The sequence below is a fragment of the Bacillus sp. EA-CB0995 genome (assembly GCF_055814245.1).
Genome location: NZ_CP169269.1, coordinates 2,191,061 through 2,209,205, shown reverse-complemented (window position 1 = coordinate 2,209,205; position 18,145 = coordinate 2,191,061). Strand labels below are relative to the sequence as shown.

The 18,145-nt window shown below is 36.1% G+C and carries 14 protein-coding genes, 4 pseudogenes and 1 other annotated feature; of the genes and pseudogenes, 5 read left to right on the top strand and 13 right to left on the bottom strand.

The features are described 5' to 3' along the window. Positions 1–36: 36 nt before the first annotated feature. From ACEWFJ_RS11460 to yeiL, 10 genes and pseudogenes are all read right to left on the bottom strand, one after another. Positions 37–635: pseudogene (locus ACEWFJ_RS11460) on the bottom strand (GNAT family N-acetyltransferase). A gap of 87 nt (positions 636–722) precedes the next feature. Further along, positions 723–979: a binding site (T-box leader), on the bottom strand. 317 nt (positions 980–1,296) lie between these two features. Then, complete coding sequence (locus tag ACEWFJ_RS11455; RefSeq protein WP_473692250.1) at positions 1,297–2,697, bottom strand: protoporphyrinogen oxidase; 1,401 nt, start codon at positions 2,695–2,697, stop codon at positions 1,297–1,299. A 350-nt stretch (positions 2,698–3,047) separates the two neighbouring features. After that, positions 3,048–4,562: a class I adenylate-forming enzyme family protein gene (locus ACEWFJ_RS11450; RefSeq protein ID WP_473692248.1), complete on the bottom strand. Its 1,515-nt coding sequence runs from the start codon at positions 4,560–4,562 to the stop codon at positions 3,048–3,050. A gap of 283 nt (positions 4,563–4,845) precedes the next feature. Next, entirely contained in the window at positions 4,846–5,163 is a 318-nt protein-coding gene (locus ACEWFJ_RS11445) for a protealysin inhibitor emfourin (RefSeq protein ID WP_473692246.1), read from the bottom strand. Positions 5,164–5,201: 38 nt separating this feature from the next. Then, positions 5,202–5,966: a M4 family metallopeptidase gene (locus ACEWFJ_RS11440; protein WP_473692244.1), complete on the bottom strand. Its 765-nt coding sequence runs from the start codon at positions 5,964–5,966 to the stop codon at positions 5,202–5,204. Beyond that, on the bottom strand, positions 5,959–6,264 hold the full coding sequence (locus ACEWFJ_RS11435) for a hypothetical protein (protein WP_473692242.1): 306 nt from the start codon (positions 6,262–6,264) through the stop codon (positions 5,959–5,961). The genes ACEWFJ_RS11440 and ACEWFJ_RS11435 overlap by 8 nt, the downstream gene beginning before the upstream one ends. A gap of 392 nt (positions 6,265–6,656) precedes the next feature. After that, positions 6,657–7,771, bottom strand: a pseudogene (locus ACEWFJ_RS11430) (zinc ribbon domain-containing protein). 534 nt (positions 7,772–8,305) lie between these two features. Next, positions 8,306–8,797, bottom strand: a complete 492-nt coding sequence (gene pssA / locus ACEWFJ_RS11425) for a CDP-diacylglycerol--serine O-phosphatidyltransferase (protein ID WP_098310210.1) — start codon at positions 8,795–8,797, stop codon at positions 8,306–8,308. Between the two features lie 166 nt (positions 8,798–8,963). Continuing rightward, on the bottom strand, positions 8,964–10,670 hold the full coding sequence (locus ACEWFJ_RS11420) for an IS200/IS605 family accessory protein TnpB-related protein (RefSeq protein WP_473692240.1): 1,707 nt from the start codon (positions 10,668–10,670) through the stop codon (positions 8,964–8,966). 330 nt (positions 10,671–11,000) lie between these two features. Beyond that, the gene (gene yeiL / locus ACEWFJ_RS11415; RefSeq protein WP_473692238.1) at positions 11,001–11,699 is read right to left on the bottom strand and encodes a transcriptional regulator YeiL; all 699 of its coding nucleotides are present in this window, start codon (positions 11,697–11,699) and stop codon (positions 11,001–11,003) included. Between the two features lie 96 nt (positions 11,700–11,795). Here yeiL and ACEWFJ_RS11410 point away from each other — a divergent pair, with 96 nt between their 5' ends. After that, positions 11,796–12,218, top strand: coding sequence for a DMT family transporter (locus tag ACEWFJ_RS11410; RefSeq protein ID WP_473692236.1), 423 nt, complete (start codon positions 11,796–11,798; stop codon positions 12,216–12,218). 13 nt (positions 12,219–12,231) lie between these two features. Then, the gene (locus tag ACEWFJ_RS11405; protein ID WP_473692234.1) at positions 12,232–12,696 is read left to right on the top strand and encodes a DMT family transporter; all 465 of its coding nucleotides are present in this window, start codon (positions 12,232–12,234) and stop codon (positions 12,694–12,696) included. A gap of 32 nt (positions 12,697–12,728) precedes the next feature. Here ACEWFJ_RS11405 and ACEWFJ_RS11400 read toward each other — a convergent pair. Beyond that, positions 12,729–13,156 (bottom strand): annotated as a pseudogene (locus ACEWFJ_RS11400) (aminoacyl--tRNA ligase-related protein); the annotation flags it as partial. A 145-nt stretch (positions 13,157–13,301) separates the two neighbouring features. On the opposite strand from ACEWFJ_RS11400, the pseudogene ACEWFJ_RS11395 reads away from it, so the two are divergent. The 3 genes and pseudogenes from ACEWFJ_RS11395 to mle all read left to right on the top strand — a co-directional run. Beyond that, positions 13,302–13,412: pseudogene (locus ACEWFJ_RS11395) on the top strand (DUF3967 domain-containing protein); the annotation flags it as partial. A 227-nt stretch (positions 13,413–13,639) separates the two neighbouring features. Continuing rightward, positions 13,640–14,869, top strand: a complete 1,230-nt coding sequence (locus tag ACEWFJ_RS11390) for a serine hydrolase domain-containing protein (RefSeq protein ID WP_473692232.1) — start codon at positions 13,640–13,642, stop codon at positions 14,867–14,869. Between the two features lie 369 nt (positions 14,870–15,238). After that, positions 15,239–16,090, top strand: coding sequence for an alpha/beta fold macrolide esterase (gene mle / locus ACEWFJ_RS11385; RefSeq protein ID WP_473692230.1), 852 nt, complete (start codon positions 15,239–15,241; stop codon positions 16,088–16,090). 426 nt (positions 16,091–16,516) lie between these two features. Here mle and ACEWFJ_RS11380 read toward each other — a convergent pair whose 3' ends face one another. Together ACEWFJ_RS11380 and ACEWFJ_RS11375 are read right to left on the bottom strand one after the other, a co-directional pair. Further along, a complete protein-coding gene (locus ACEWFJ_RS11380; protein ID WP_473692228.1) occupies positions 16,517–17,515 on the bottom strand; it encodes an HAAS signaling domain-containing protein in 999 nt (332 codons plus the stop codon). Then, positions 17,502–17,849, bottom strand: coding sequence for a PadR family transcriptional regulator (locus ACEWFJ_RS11375; protein ID WP_035433855.1), 348 nt, complete (start codon positions 17,847–17,849; stop codon positions 17,502–17,504). Before ACEWFJ_RS11375 ends, ACEWFJ_RS11380 begins: the two co-directional genes overlap by 14 nt. Positions 17,850–18,145 lie beyond the last annotated feature (296 nt).

Genomic DNA, 18,145 nt, shown 5'->3' with positions numbered 1-18,145 from the left:
TCTATGTAAAGTATAAAGTATAAATTACAATTTCAATTAAAGAAGCCTATACACCCCATCACAATTAGTACCTGACCAAGTTATAGCATAAATACAAGTGTTAGTTAGTGTCCTTCCATCTGCCGATAAATCTTCATTCTTTAGTATTCCTTCTAACTCAAATCCTAATTTTTCAGGGATAGAGCGACTTTTAAGGTTTGTGGATTCACACCTAATTTCAATTCTTTTAAATTGAATTTGGTTTAACCCAAAGTTGGTTAATTCTTTTACTGCTTCTACCATATATCCATTTCCACTAAACGGTGTGTTAATCCAGTAACCAATTTCACATTTAGGAATGTCCCAGTCTATTCCTTGAATGCTTGCTATTCCAATAAAATCATTAGTATCTTTATGAAAAATAAGAAAGCGAAAACTCTCTCTTTTAAAAACTTAATATGCGCTTCTCTCAAGTTTATTTCTGTTTCTTCAACTGCAGGAATGTTCTGTGCAAAGGGTAACCAAGCTTTTAATTCATTAAAGGAATTTTTTATTGCTGCATTTACAATACTTCCGTCCCCAGATTGTAAGGGCGCTCGTAGTAATAGTCTTTCTGTTTCTATTTGAGATGGAACATCTAATAATATTGGATTCATTACAATACCCTCTCCTTTTATAAACTGTCTCTCTAATTTTGATTAAAATTTAAACAATAAAAAACTCCCACCCCCAAGATTATGAATCTTGAGGACGAGAGTTGTGCTCATCGTGGTACCACCTCAGTTTATCGATATGTCACCATATCAACCTCTTCGGGTACGGCAAATTGCGTATACCCTATCTCTATAACGGGAGAACCCGTCGCATTATCCCTAATCATCTTAGTTCTGTACGAAGCTCCAAGTCTTTTTTCATTAAGAACGCTATCTCTCCTTCTCAGCTACCAGAGTTCTCTGTCACATAGCATTTTCTTAATTACTCTTCTCTTCATCGCTATTACTATTTCCAATTATTAATTGTATTAATAATAGTCAGAAAATTGATTATTGTCAAATATTATTGGTTATTATTAGTAACAAGTTTCATCGTTTCGTCAGTCGCATATTGAAGTTGAATAGTAAACGAGTGTAGGTTACTTTTTATTCTGCATAGCAGGGATTTAGATGTCGAAAAATTAAAATGGATTTATATAGGTACAACAACGTACGAAATCCTCCTCTTATACTAGAGGAGGATTTCATCAAAAATATAAAGTGAAACTTTAATCAGTGGGGTCCTTCATCCCCCACTGATTATTAGTTGAACCAAAAGGTGGCATTACTCCGAACAATTATGTAATGCTTTCATAATCTTATCTGCCGTATTCTTTCCATTCCCTATGCAAGCTCCAATGCCTACACCATAATATGAAGCACCAGCTAAGTAAACATTTGGAAAAGCAGCTGACAATTTCTCATTCAAAGATTGAACTGCCTGATTATGTTCTAAATGATAATTTGGCATTAAGTCTTTCCAGTTTGTAACTTCAACAATCTGCGGCTCACCCTGAATTCCAAGACTTTTTTTAATATCAGATAAAGCAACTTGAATGAATTCTTCTTTACTATTATTTTTAATCTTTTCATACGCTGGATTTGAACTTTTATAAAACATTCTTACTAATAAGTTTTGTTTATTTGATGTATGCTTCCATTTCCTACTTGTCCATGTACAAGCATCACAATATAAATTACCATTTTCTGAAACAATAAAGCCTGTCCCATCTGCCGGTAATTGATTATCAGGTATTTCAAATCCTAAATAAATACTAATAAGAGATGAATTTTTGAATTTATTGAAATCACTGTTTAATTCGGCAGAATTTAGTACTGCTTGTGCAATATCGTGAGGAGCAGCTAAAACAATGTAATCCGCCTTTAGTTTCTCTTGATTCGAAAAAGAAACTTCATACCCATTACCGAATCTACTTACATTTGTCGTTGTTACTCCTTTTCGTATTTCCGTCTCAGTCAACACCTCTTCTAACCGATTAACAATCGTAGAGAGTCCTCCTTTGAACGATAAAAACTTTTTATTTCCAGCTGCCTGGAATTGTTTTTTGTTCACTTCAAACCCTTTAATAATACTGCCGTATTTATTTTTATAGTCAAGTAAATATGGTAATGTAGATGCCATTGTAAGTTCATTTAATTTACCGGAATATACCCCTGAAAGGACAGGAGAAATTTGCTTCTCAACTAATTCTTTTCCTAAAAAGCTTTCTAAAAATAAAGCAAGCGATGTATCTTTCGTAAAGCCTTTGTTTTTAGTAATAAAATCTTTCAGTGCAATAATTTTCCCTTTCGTTGAGACTAACGTACTGTTAAACAACGACTCTACACTTGTAGGGATTCCAAATACTGTATCAGCAGGAATAGGATGTAACGTATTCTCTGAATAAATGTAAGAAATACCAGTTTCGTTATATACCATATCATCTTCTAGATTCAGTTCTTTTACAAGGGGCATCACATTTTCATTTCGAGCAACAATTGAATCTGCTCCTGTTTCCATGATAAAATCATTTTCTTTTACACTGTGAATTTTCCCGCCTAAATATTCCTCTTTTTCTACAAGGATCAATTTTAAATCTATATTGTAATCCTTTTTTAATCTTTCTAAGTAAAACATAGTAGAGAGTCCCGTAATACCTCCACCTACGACAACAACTGTTTTCATACCTACTGAGCTCCTAACCGATACTATAAATTGATAAATTTCTTTATTATTATACCCAAAAGTTAGCTTTCTCGACTAGCAGCTTACACAGTCTGTAAGAAATTAGACAATATATACGAACACATTTCAGGTTGATTATGATGTACTGGGTGATTAGGCAAAAGGAATAACTGCAATATGACAACTCTTAACTTATAAAACTTCTAAAGCATCTCTTATATTACTCACACAATTATTGAGTGAATAATCTTTATCATCTTATACAAAATCCAGTAAATCATTAAAACAAGTAAAAAGTCCAGTTATGTATAAAACATAACCGGACTTATCACTTAAAATAGGTAACTCCTTTAATCATTTTTTACTAGGGTAGTACTCTTTAACTCTCTTTTTAATACCTTTCCTAAAGCATTTTTTGGTAATTCCTCAACGAATATTACTTCTGGTATTTTATAGCTCGCTAATTTTAGCTTACAGTGCTGAATAATATTTTCTTCTGATAATGATGTGTGAATGTCTTTCACGATATAAGCTCTTGGAATTTCTCCCCAAAAATCATCTGGAATTCCAACTACTGCAACTTCTAACACACCACTTATTTCATGAATTACTTCTTCTACTTGATCTGGATATACATTATCGCCACCATGTACAATCACATCTTTGTATCTTCCCATTATATATAAGCATCCGTCTTCATCCAGCATCCCGGCATCACCCATGTAAAACCAATTATTCTTTACTACTTTTCTTGTTGCCTGTTCGTTATTCCAATAACCTTTAAACATATATGGACTTTTTACAATAATTTCTCCCACTTCATTCGCAGGTAATTCCTCTCCTGTCTCTGGATGAATAATCTTTACCTCTACATGTTTAATAGGTTTTCCTACAGAAGAAATTTTTTCTTTCCCCATATCTGGTCTCCATGAACTTACGATCCAACCTTCTGTACTTCCATATCCTTGTACCATAAAGATTCCTTTCTCCGCATACTTTTGTATAAGAGTTTCAGGTACTTTTGTTCCACCACTTTGTGCTACTTTGAAAGAAGGAATATTCCGTTCTTTTTTATTTAATTCATCAAGCATATAACTGTACACAGCTGGAAACGCAAGTATAGTTGTAATCTTCTCTTTTTCAATCGTATCCCAAATGAGACTAGGATTTGAGTCAGATAGAAAAATCATCGTGATACCGTAATAAATACAATTTAATATAGAAAGTACACCACTCATATGAAAAAGTGGATGTACGGAAAGAAAACGTCCGCCTACTGGAACCTCCCTTTGGCCTGCAATTTCCGTAAAATAATAATGTAAATTTCTATGACCAATGACACATGCTTTCGCATTTCCGGTTGTTCCAGAAGTAAATAAGAAAATCGCATCGTCATCTTCATGAACTTCTACCATTGGTTCCGTCTTCGGCTGGTCTTGTAATCGTAATTCAAATGAATTTGATACTTCCATACTTTTTCCAGTTTCTAGTACATGTTGAATTTCTTTTACTGCTTCAACTTTAGATAAAACTTCGTTAAATTCAGCATCATAAAATAATACCTTTAGCTTCGCTTCTTTTACAATCGTTTCTAATTCATAAACAGTAAGTTGATGATTAAAAGGTATGAGTACGGCACCGATTTTTAAGCTTGCCATCATAATCGTTGGAAACGGATGATTATTTTTGCATAAAACACCGATACGATCTCCTTTTTGCACACCGCTGTTTAACAAGTAATGCGCAAGCTGATTTACTCGTTCGTTATATTCTTTAAATGAATAACTTGCCCCTCCACCAACAAGTGCTTCAATACTTGGTGATTGTGTTGCTCGTTTTTGTAATAATTGTTGCATTGTACGCAAGAAAAACACCCCTTTTTATTTTCAGAACTTTATTTTACTATATTAATTATTAATTTACTAAAGATTAAATTTAGTGAATTTAATTTAATCAAAAAAATATCCCTTTACCTAGTAGATATATTGATATCGTTATATCATAATGCCCCTTCGTTTTTAGGAACAATAATTTCTTAAGTTGATGGATGTGGGATCCCGCCCTATCCCCATCAAGCTAACAAATAAAAATACCCCAAAACAAAAAAGAACTCACTATGTAAATATATACATAGTGAGTTCTTTTTTATTATTCTTTCATTTTTTCTGCGATCGCCAAATTACGTAAATAATCCAATAAAGGTTGCACTTCCTGCGGAGCTGTTACATCGGTAAATGAAAAGGATTTTGGCTCTTTTCCATCTTCTATCCTTAGCTGATAAGAAAAAGCATCTGCCCCTTTGGTTGTAACAACCTCTAATTCACTTGGTTTAAGATTTAAAATATTAGCTTGCTTGATTAAATCAAGTAATTCCTTAGCTATTTCCTTTGGTAACTCGACCGTATTTGTCTGAAAGGTTAAATGGAGATTAGCGATTCCCCCGATACAGCTAAATTGGATATGCATATTAATATTAAGCCTCCAATTCATGATAAAGAATATGTCTAAGAAGGTATTCCCACCGTTTTAAAAGCAGATTCTACTGTTTTTGCAGCCGTTTTAGGAACTTCTCTACTATCAACAAGTTTTTGCGCTGCTTTAATTACGATTTGTGCAAATTGATTGAAGTTTGTAGTTGTAAATAAATTTTGTATTGCATTATACCATATCAAAGCTGCCTTATCTGTTCCAATCTCCATAGATACAAGATAAAACACCTTGTTTGGTATGCCACTATTGATATGAACACCATGGTGATCAAGATCTCCTTGATAATAGTTTTTCATATGATCAGGTTGCATATCCTTACCCATTAGTTGGTTATCAAATGCAGTACCAGGTGCTTTCATTGAACGAAGTGCTTGTCCTTTTAGTGTTGGTCCCATTATATCAGCACCAATTAGCCAATCCGCATCTCGTGCTGTTTCCTTTAAATAAGATTGCTTAATTGCTATTCCGAACACGTCCGAAATATGTTCATTCAAAGCTCCGGGTTGTCCTTCATACTCTAATCCGTTAGTAAATTGAGTAATACCATGTGTAAGTTCGTGCCCAATAACATCGAGTGAATTTGAAAAACTTGTGAAAATAATTCCATCTCCATCACCAAACACCATTTCATCACCGTCCCAATAGGCATTTTGAAAGTTGTGCCCATAGTGAACATTCAGAATGATATCTAGCCCATTGTCATCAATAGAATTACGGTGGAACACATTCTTAAAATAGTCACGCACAATTCCAGCATAATCGTACGCATGGTTAACCACAGTATCCCCACTTGATCTGTCTCCTTCTTTTTCTAACCTCATTCACTCTAAGGTTTGTCCTCCCTTTGCAATCGTATACATGGCGAGCAGACTCACCTCGCGTTCCTGTTCCAACATCAGTTAAGGCGACAACACCATCAATATCATATTCTTTCAAAATTCTACGCTTTCGAACTTTTAGACTTTTCTCTAAAGTAATTCGTGCTGCTTCTACTTCATTTTGTGCTAAATTCTCCAAAATATAGTTAGGTACAATAAAACATTTGCAATTATTATGCGTACACCGTTTTGTATGCAAGTTTTACACCCCTTCCTAATAGTAGTAAAAACAACTCGATTAGCTTTCTCTTATTACATTAAGTTGAAACACTTTTTAGTAGAGCTTTTCTAATATCCTAATCTTGCTTGTATATAATTCTTCTACTATTTATATAGTGATTCCTTGTTTCTTTCCTATTTTATATAAACATCGTGACTTTATTTCAAACCCATAAAACCGAAATCTGTATTCCCACGAACAACTATGAAGAGATGAAATTTTCATTTTGGGAAACAGGAAATTTCTTAACTTGATAGCGATAGGGTCCCGCCCACATTTTAATGAAAATATATGCTAAGTAAATTTCGATATGAAAACTCCCGCCACTTATCTTCTTCGGATCTTGAAGTGGGGTTTCCCGTGTATCACCTTCAAGAGATGCTTAACACGAGTGGAGTTGACACAGCTGCCTGATGGCACAGCCCCTCTATTCCATCAGCAAACGCCTTTGGAACTGCTTTTTTTAGGATGTTATTGGAACCATCCACATCTGCGTTTAGTAGAAAATTCCCTTTCGTACGATACAATCCACGTTTGATCCGTTTCCCACTGAACTCAGGAATGTTTTCCTCACCGTAAGTTGGGATTTCATCATTGTCTAGAAAGGAGGCCTTGCTTGTATACGATTCTTCTACGACTTGTACAGTAATACTTTTTCGTTTTGCTTTATAGGTGATCATTTCAATGAGTAGATTATGCGGGATGTTCCCTGTATTCGTTGCGATAGTTGCAATGTTATTGATCTCCCTAAGTCAATACTCATATAACGATTGTTGTCAACATACTCAGGTGCTGGCTCGGACTGTTCTGTCACAATTTCCACTTTAAATTTTCCGTAAGCAGGGGAAACACGTACCTCTTTGAGATTTTCGATAGATCCGAACAATTTACCGACATTTAATCTTATGCTTGTTTTTGGAAAACGAATGTACTTATCTTGGAGTTTACATACTTGATTCGTGAATACAATTTCTTTCATAGATGATTTGATATATTTGGGAATGCGAGGTCTACCCGTAAAAGTGGAAGGATGTTTCATATATGCCTTGATGGATGCAAAAAATGATTTCCAGTTTTGATACAACTTCTTCATAACTGCTTGATTCGTTTGCGCTGGCAAATTCATATAATCTTGTTGTTTCATTGTTTTAAACAAGCAATCTAAGAAATGATACGATAGGAACGATTTCTCTTGTGTCGGGAATGTAAACAAGTTACATTTCATTTCGTTTTGCTCTTTAACAGGTTTTTCTTTCTGTTTTTGCACGCGTTTTTGGTACGCATGGAATTGATTTTCATTCATGACTTCAATATGTGTTTGTAATGTATGGAGAACTTCTTGTTGAAGTGGATGTAATGATTTACCAGCACGTAAGGCCGTATACACTTGGCGAATATAGAAGTTTGTTGTATTGTAGAGATTTTTTGCGTTTTGACACATTTCTAGGAAGTAAGAGTATAACTTATGACCTTTCTTGATCCAAATTTGATAGGTTGCCTATTCTTTTTCTTTCGTCATGATTTTCACCTCCCTCTCCTCTTTCCTTCATGATACTACAAAACGCCCAAAAAGGGAACATATATTCGTATCAATGCCAAAATTTTTTTATGAATGTAATGGCAATTCATCCCCACCTTAAACCGGGCTATGCCCTGCGCGTTTTGAAGGTGGGGTTTTCTTGCTCATTTTCCGATAAAACGAGCCGATTTTTCACTCTAAGAAAGTTCATATGCTCCAATCCCAGTGGTGAAAATATGTTTTAGCAATTCCTCATTGAAATCATACTTACTCTTTAATATTTCTATTGCCTTACTCAAATAAAGTGAAACTTCCATCAGTGGGGGTTTTCTTCATCCCCCACTGATGGAGATCTCTCACCAATCGGGCTTTTACGGGCAGTTATCCCCCATCTATCTTCTTCACTTCTCTCTCAATTTTGAGGTGGGAGATCTTACTGCCCGTTAATGCGGGATAAACGATATTCCATAAAGGCTTGATGGCAATGGAGCGGGACCCAAATTAAAGTTTTTTAAACCTAATTGGACTTACCATTAAGAGAGCAAGGATTAAGGTAATCCATGCATTACTATATGAAAACAAACTCATACCGGCCAATGGTAATCCAGCAGCTGGGATAGGTAATCCCTTAAAATATCCAATGGTTGGTTTAACACTAAATTTAGCTAATCTTAAAGCACCCATCATTGGAAAAAGGATAAATGCCAAAGAAGTTAAAATAGATGGTGCTGCTATCGAATGAAATAGAAGTGCAGGAGCAACCCCAAAACTAACAATATCAGCTAAGGAATCCAATTCTACGCCAAGTTCACTATTCACTTTTAATTTTCTCGCAATCCTTCCATCAAGAAAATCTAAAACAGCCGAAAAGAAAATAAAAATGGAAGCCACTTCCAAAAAGCCACTCATATTCAAGGTAATTGAAAAAACACCGCACAATAAATTTCCGAGCGTAAATAAATTAGGTACAGCTTTTACTATCCGATTGAACAAGGTTGTCCCCCCTAAGTTAATCAAACTTCCTATTTATGTAGCATTTTCTATATATTCTTCCGTTATTCTTATTGAACTACCCCCACCTAAAATCCTAACGAATTTTTGAGAAAGGAGATTCCCAAAAGGGACAACTAAGACAAAATGCTTAGCAGACCATACCCATTCAACAAGGTATGGTTTTTCTGCTTTCAAACTTAGACAAACCTTTTACTTCCAAGTCTGTAAGAGCCCCTGGAGGAAAAAGTTCGTTCGCAGAACGAATCTTGTTATGGTTCGAAAGCTCCATCTGATAGAATGTGTGAACACGCAAATCAGACAGGATGCCAGACAGCCACTTCCATTGCACCCAATGATGCAGACCTACCATCTTCTCCGGTAATAGTGAATACAAAATTGGTGGAAGTTTTTCTTTAAATCCCATTGCTCTTCTAGCAATGACATAAGAAGCTGTTTGGTGAATGCTGATACCAAAACGTTTCATATATTTGATTTTACCAATTTGAGAAGTGTACGCTGGATTTACCTCAAATACTGCTATACCCATCTTCTCAGCACGGCTTTTAATAGCTGAAATCATCTTTTTGTAAGCAAACATGCTCATCATCATGTTTGCTTTTTTGTTGCCATAAGGGTTCTTAACCTTTGCTTTTGTTGTGTTTAATTTTTCTACAACAATCGGTTTGTTTGCTTTTACAGCAATATCAACTAATGCAATAGCTTCTGCTTCCATAATTTTAGTAATTTGTTCTGATGTTTTACCTAAAATATCAAAGGATAATACACCCGTTTTTATGAGTTGTCCTTGTTTATTGATGTTTGACCAAGCAAAGTGGTCAAAATTACAGTCTACTCCAATGACACCATCAGATTTGCTGAAGTTTTTATTTTGGTTCTCTTCAATATCTATTAAACATTTAAAAATGTAGTAATCCCCGTGATCTTCAATTGCCCAACTGATTGGTTTTCCTGCATTCTTTTTATCTTTGCAATTCCATTGGTTTTGAACAGCTGCATTCACTTGTTCTTGTCCATACGGAAATGTAAGGTTCGGAATTTCAACTACAACACCGTTTGGTGTTGTAAAGTGTAAAGATTGTGATTCTGTATTGTATGTAAATACAAAGTTTCCTGATTTCGCGTCTTTTCGACCTGAAATCAACATTTGATTGTAACGAGCCTGTTCAAAATCCTGAACCCAAAGTGTATGATTTTGAACATAAGTATCTACAGTATGTTGTGCTTTGAATCGTTTTTTACTCCCAAATACAACAGAAGAAACATTGTTTTTTAAACTATGAAGTAGTTTTTGTAGTCTATCCAACCGAAATTCAAGGCTACCTAAACGAGAACGAAGTGTTTGAATACGCACATTTAAATATTCATGCTCAAATTGATAGGCATGATAGTAAATATCCGTTCTCTTTTTAAATTGCACAACAAAATATCGTCCCATTTGTTGTTCTTTGGACGTTTTATTGAACTTTGGCTTTCCTTTGATAAAAGATGTTTTCATTTTATTCAGCACTGTCAAATCTGACTTGGTTTTCTTAATCTTCTTTTTTACAGCTTTAATCTGTTCATTTTTATTTTCGATATACAATTTCTTCAATTCTGTCTGAGAAGAAAACCGTGCATTGGCTTCCTGTACAGCACTATTTGCATAATAGTCATTCAGACTAAATCGTGATTTTACAGTAATTTGCATACTATCAGAACGTCTGGAGGTGCCAGAACGTTTTTCTAACACTTGCGTTTGAAAAGCGAAATGCTTCGCACGATTAAATACGAAAAGAGCATGTCCAATCGCTTCAACATACTTCGGATTCAGTGCATTCTTATAGATACGAATTGAAAAATATGCTTTTTTCATTGGACACACTCCTTTCTTGTTTTGTATACAAAAAGTATACCAAAAAGGAACGTACGTTTCTATTTATATACTTAAAAAAACAAAAAAGCGATTCATCCTCCACCTACCGCTTCGCGCTTGAGGTGGGGTCTTCTCGCCAAATATGATAAATACATGACCACTGTACGCTAAGCAAATTTCGACAAGAAAAAAGCCGATTTCCTGTACGTTAAGGAAAATCGGCTTTTCATTATTCTAAAGGAAGATCGTACTTATTTCATTTTTTATCGTATTTTCATCATTAATAAAAATCATCTTACTCTACTCACAGCTTCCCTTACAAACATATGTTTAATTTTGTTTATAAACATCTGCCGCCAACTCTTCCAGTAAAGGCTCGTCTATTACTTCAAAATAACTTCCCTTCTTTTCTAACGCTCCTTTATCACAAAGAGTATTTAATGTTCGCAGTAAATGTCGATAACTCGTCCCTAATAGCTCCGATACTTCAGTTAAATTCCCTTGAAATATCATTGTTTTTTCTCTATCCTCAACCTTTTCACACGTCGCAAGAATGTAACTCGCTAATCGGCTCTCAAGTGGATAAAGTAAATTAATAGAGCTATTTTGAGCAAGTCTAGCTAGTTTATGGGCTAAAGAATCACAAATAAATCTTAAAAAAGTTGCGTCATGAAGTAAACGCACTCTAATTTTTTCCAGTGGGATTCCAATGCAATATGAGTCCTCTATCAGTTGAACATTTGAAAAAGTTTTTTGAGAACGGACCAATTCTACATCTCCGATTACTTCAAATCGATTATAAAAAGTTAATAATAAAGATTTACCGTTACTTAAAGTCGTATATACCTTCGCTTTTCCTTCTACAAAGAAGTAAAGGTAAGAAAGCGTTTCATTTTCTCTACATATGTATTCATTCTTTTTAAATAACAACAATTCCATAACAGATTTTATATCGCTACTGAAAAATCCCTCAATATTATTCTTTTGAATATACTCATCTAACTTATGCGGATCATATATTTTTTTCATAAATTCTCCAAATCCCCTCTTTACTATGACATATGTCATAATACCCCTTAATCCAATCATGATAAATTATGATTAAAATTGCAAGGGGGAAACGCTATGTACAAATTACTTTCCGCACTTATTGGTGCTTTTATCGCACTTATGCTTCCATTAAACGGCATCTTAGCAGAAGTTATAGGAAACTATAACGCCAGCGTTCTTATTCATATTGTTGGATTAATTGCGGTTATTATCATTTTACTAGTTGGTAAATTTAAAATTAAGATTCACAAAGGAATCCCGCTCTACTTATATAGCGCAGGAGCTATCGGAGTGTTCACCGTACTATTTAATAATATTAGCTTTTCGGAACTTGGTGTATCCTTAACAATCGCTTTAGGCTTACTCGGTCAATCGATTACTTCTATTATCATCGATCATTTCGGATTATTAGGAATGAAAGTTGTGAAGTTTGAAAAAAAGAAAATGGTCGGCCTACTACTTGTTGCTTCTGGAATTTTTGTCATGAATATTTTTTAACGGAGGGTAAATGATGTTATATATATGTATTGCCATTTTAGCTGGATGCTCCATTGTAATCGCAAGAGTAATTAATGCAAACTTAGCAACTCAAATTGGAATTTTCCAAGGTACTTTTTTCAACTATATCACTGGTCTAGCTTTTTCTTTTCTATTTTTAGTTTTTAGTAATGAATCTTTTAATATGTCCTACACGACATTGCAATCCATACCGTTTTTCGCTTATTTAGGAGGATTAGTAGGTGTTATCGTAATTGGATTATCAAACTATATTATCCCTAAAATATCTTCCTTCTATTTGACATTACTCATTTTTATTGGTCAATTAAGTATGGGAATTATCATTGATTTTTTCAATTCACATGAACTATCGGTTGGTAAGATCGCTGGAGGTTTATTAGTATTAATGGGACTCACATATAATTTAATCATTGATCGAACAGATATACCTGTTCAAAATAAGAAACAAGCCTACTGAGGCTTGTTTTTTATTTTCATATTTACTCTGTCTTATTTAATAACTTCTTTTCCACCCATGTATGAGCGCAATACTTCCGGAATCATAACTGACCCATCTTCTTGTTGGTGATTCTCTAAAATCGTTGCTACTGTGTGCCCTACCGTAATCCAGAATCATTTCATGTATGCACAAATTCTGGCTTTGTTCCTTGTGTACGACCAAAACGAATACCTGCACGGCAAGCTTGGAAATCTTCACAGTTTGAACAAGAAGAAATTTCTCGATATGTTCCATAGCTCGGTAACCATACTTCAATATCATATATTTTTGCAGATGGAAATGCCATATTGGCTGTACATAATGTAATTACTCGATAAGGTAATTGCAGCAATTGTAATACTTTTTCCGCATTAGCTGTTAATTTTTCTAATTCGTCGTATGATTCTTTTGGTTTTGTATATTTGGCCATTTCAACTTTTCTTCGATAAATATTTTTATTTTTCAGAATTTTAATTTTAAGTCTTGTTCAAGGAATTAACAGCATCTAAAACAAGTGGTGTCAGCTACGCTGATACTACCCCATATACTTAGCGTATATTTTCGTTAAAATGTTTTCGGTACGCCAAAGAGATATTCAATTAATGCAAGTATTAAGAGAAATACAAGATAGCAAGCGCCTAATAGCAGCTTCAGAACAGAAGAAATCACTTTGGAGTCGTCTATTTGGTAAATAAATTAGAATTTAATGATAGAAAGAAAAGCTCACTTCTTATTTGAAAAAAGATAAGAAGTGAGCTTTTTTACTACCTATAATGCGGCGTTATGTTAACTTCACATGTATAGGATAAACATAAATACATTTTGTCGAAATTATTAAAAAGGGGAATTTTTCTATTTGAAGAACTAATAATTGTTTGCCAATATGTATTAGAAATCTCAATCTAAACTAAAGGAGAACAAAATGGGACAAAACAATAAAGGATTTTCCGAAACAGGGTTGCGCAAAATGCGCAATGTACTGGCGCAGCATGTCGATTCTGGAAAGATTCCTGGGCTCGTCGCCTTAGTCAGCCGAAACGGCGAGACGCACGTTGAAGCGCTTGGAACAATGAGGCATGATGGTGGCGCACCAATGCGTCGGGACACGATCTTTCGATTGGCGTCCACTAGCAAGCCGATCGCAGTTTCACCGGTAATGGTTCTGCTCGACGAGTGCAAACTGCATTTGGACGAGCCAGTAGACAAATGGCTGCCCGAACTCGCCGACCGGCAGGTGTTGAAACGGCCCGATGGTCCGCTGGAAGAGACCGTCCCAGCACGGCGTCCTATCACTGTACGAGACCTGTTGACCTCCACATTTGGGCTCGGAGTGGATCTCACGTTGATGAGTTCTCCGATCATGAACGCGTTCTTCGAGAGTGGGATATTCGACACGCCAGGGCAGGATATGCCCGATCCAGATGAGTTTATGCGTCGCCTAGGTGCACTTCCGCTAAGCTACCAGCCCGGAGAGCGGTGGCAGTATCATATCAGTATCGAAGTGCTCGGCGTGCTTGTTGCCAGGGTCACGGGTCAGACATTCGAGTCGTTCCTGCGCGAACGTATCCTCGATCCACTGGGGATGAAGGACACTGGCTTCTACGTGCCTGAGCGCAAGATTGACCGGCTTCCACCTGCCTTCAACCCCGATCCGCAGACAGGTGAGTTCATCGTGTGGGATGAGGGTGCAGGCGGACGTTACAGCAAACCTCCAGCATTCCAAGCAGGCGGCGGTGGGCTGCTCGCAACCGTCGACGATTATCACGCGTATTTGCAGATGCTGTTGAACAAAGGGATGCACGGAACCAAACGGATCCTGTCCCGACCTGCAGTCCAGCTGATGACCACCAACCGTCTCACTCCTGAACAACAAGTATACCGAGACGATTTGGCCAAAAACAACGTCCATTTATCGTTTGGACAAGGGATACAAGGCGGCTGGGGCTTTGGGATGGCGGTACGTACCTATCTTGGAGACTACGCGTCTATCGGTCAGTTCGGCTGGGATGGCGGAACCGGAACTGCAGCTTACGCTGATCCAGACAAACAGTTTACTGGAATCCTGTTCACCCAGGTTGGGATGTCCACTCCGGACTCATCGCATCTTATCCAAGACTTCTGGACCACTGTCTACCAAGCAATCGAAGACTGAAACCGAACTTAGGTATTGTTTAAAGGAAAACGCCAAGACGGATGCATAATCATAGGCTTGGCGTATATTTTTTAATGTTATATTATAATATTATTTTCATATATATCCATCTATTTTGAGGATGATGCCCTCAACCATCTGAGAAAAACTGCTTTTATTAATAGATATTAGGGGTCCTACCACATGCCCATCAAGCTAAGAATTTAGAACTACCCCCAAACGATAATTCTGTACAAATTGCTCAATTTTATCGTTTGGGGGTAGTTCATTTGTGTTAAGTTGATGGCGATGAGGGAATACCCCTATATTAACAGGAATAAGTATGGTTATGATTTCCAAATCATTTAACATTTAAAAGGAGGTAAAAACATGAGTGAACAGATACTGAAAGTAAATAAAGTAAATAAAGTAGATATATGTACAGAAAGTTTTGGAAACCCTAAGGATCCTGCTGTGCTTTTAATCATGGGAGCGATGTCTTCATTAGACTGGTGGGATGAGGACTTCTGCCTCCGCCTTGCAGATCAGGGGAGATTTGTCATTCGGTACGATCATCGTGATTTGGGACGATCCGTCACTTATGAACCTGGGACTTCTAACTATACAATAACGGACATGGCTGACGATGCGGTTGGAGTCCTGGATGCTTATTCCATAGAGCGGGCCCATATCGTTGGAATGTCCCTGGGCGGTTTGATCGGTCAGATTCTTGCCCTGAGATATCCAGAACGCATATTTACGCTTACCCTAATTGCATCAAGTGTGTTCGGGACTGAGATGGAAAAACTGCCTCCAATGGATCAAAGCATACTGGATTACCATGCGAAAAGTGCTTCCATAGATTGGTCAAATCGTGAGGAGGTCATTTCCTATCTGGCGGGTGGATGGAAAACTTTATGTGGTTCCAAACCTTACGAGGAGGTAAGAATATATAAACTGGCGGAAAGAGAGGCTGCCCGAGCTAAACAGCTGCCGAGCAGATTCAATCATGCCATGCTGCAAGGCGGAGGCGAGTATTACGATAGAATGGGTGAGATCAACGTACCTGTCCTCATTATTCATGGCACAGAAGATCCAGCTCTCCCATACGAGCATGGACTTGCTCTTGCGAAAGCTATTCCCCATGCTGAATTAGTGGCTCTTGATGGATCAGGTCATGAGATTCATAGTGAAGACTGGGACCAAATTATAGACTCAGTTGTAAGTCTTAGTTCGCGATAAAAAATTAGTGATTTCACTTTTTATATTAAAAGATGCCTTATTAAATTTTATACCTGTTGTATACTAGCTAATCTATATGAAGTGAGCAAAAACACCAATCCCTTACGGTTCAAGGGATTGGTGTTTATTCATATTTTATCGTTTATACAGTTTTATACATTGTAGATGAATCAACGTTTTTGGTTTTTTCAGAATCCTGTTAGCATGAAAAAGTCAGGTTTTATGTGATCTCTTATTCAATATTATGGCCCTTTAACGGAACAACTCTATTATCACTCAACAGTTTCTTAATTAACCATAAAAACGGTTTAACTTTTATAAACAGTTCATCTTTTTCAAAACGGTTCAACGTTATTTCAAAGATACAACTGCAACATGATTATTCCGGTCTTAAAGTACGTAATGGTAGTTTAATAAGCAAATATATTAACGAATTCTAGCCTTACGGAAGCCATCAAATACACCGATTACTGTAAATGAAATAAAGATGAAAATTCCACCGCCAACTACCCATGTTTTAAATTGATTAGCTGTTATGGTAAATAAATCAGCCATAAACGTAATAAAATCTTGGGTCATCACATTCGGATTTATTACTATAACAATGAACACAATGGTTGCGATAAGCTGGAGTGCAGCATTACAAATTGCAATTCCTTTTGTCCATTGCCCCTTTAATAATTTATAAAGAGCTAATGCTATTTCGAAACCAATTACAACAAGAACGATTGGCCAATATCCAAGTAAAACTTCCTGATTAAAAGTTGGGGTCACAAATTCAAGTCCGTCTCTACCGCGTTCATATACACCTACAAGATGATTCGCATAAAAATAAAGAGTTGACCAAATCGCAGTCCACATTAAACTTGCAAATACTTCGCCCTTTGAAATCGCTTTTTTCTTAGGGACATAAGAGATATTTTTCAAATCATCAGGAGTCCATTTTTTTAAGCTTGCTGTTAATGGCTGCTCATCTCTTCCTTTATCTGCTCTTTCTAAAATAGCAAACACAAGTGTTAGCCAAAAGAATACGTGGATCCCTACTTCAATGATGCTCCCTATTCCTTTGCCTATAAGACTAAAAACAATATTTATAACTGCTTGTTCTCCACTATACCCAATAAAATGTATGGCAATCATCGAAATTAACGAAATGACAGCGGCAATCGGTAAAATCATTTTTAGTAGCGTCACATATACATCAAAATAGCGTGGACCAATTAAGTGCATTGGCCAATCTCGATAACCACTAGCCATTGTGACTGGACTCCCCAATTTTTCAAGAACCGCCTTTACATCTTCTTCACTGTAATCATCAGGCAGCATATCCCCTATGGTTGACCGTAACTCTAGAGCAATATCCTCACGATTTTTTTCAGGCAGCCTCCGAGTAACTTCGTGTATATAAATATCAATCAGATTCATCGTCTTCCTCCCTTTTTAATAAGCTATAGAGCTCTTTCGAATTCTTAAGCCATTCCCTTTTTAACTGCAAAAAGATCTCTAACCCATATTCACTTAAAACATAAAACTTACGGGGTCTACTCTCAGATGTATCCCAGCTACTCGTCACTAATTCCTGTTTTTCTAGTCGGCGAAGCAATGGATATAAGGTACTTTGTTCAATGGTAATGCCCGATTCCTCCAATAACTGAACAAGTGAATATCCATACTGGGGTGTTCGTAATTGACTTAAAACGGCTAATGTCAACGTTCCTCTCCTAAGCTCTGTCGTTAATGAATTCAATAATGTACTCATTCACCCACCTCATTTTTTATATACTATATGTCATACAGTGTATACTTTATGCTATGCATCATACAGTATTATTGTTACAACATTATTTGAAATAAAATGACCTTTTAAGAAATAACAAGACAAATTGTAAGAAAAGTACATAAAAAACAACGTTTGTATTCAAACGTTGTTTTCTCTATCATTTCATTATTTTAGTTTACTTTATCAGAAGGCTATATTACTTTTTTCTTTGTTCCATTTAAACAAAGAAGTCACCTCATTCATTCGCTTTTAGATAAATGAAAAAAAGCATAAAC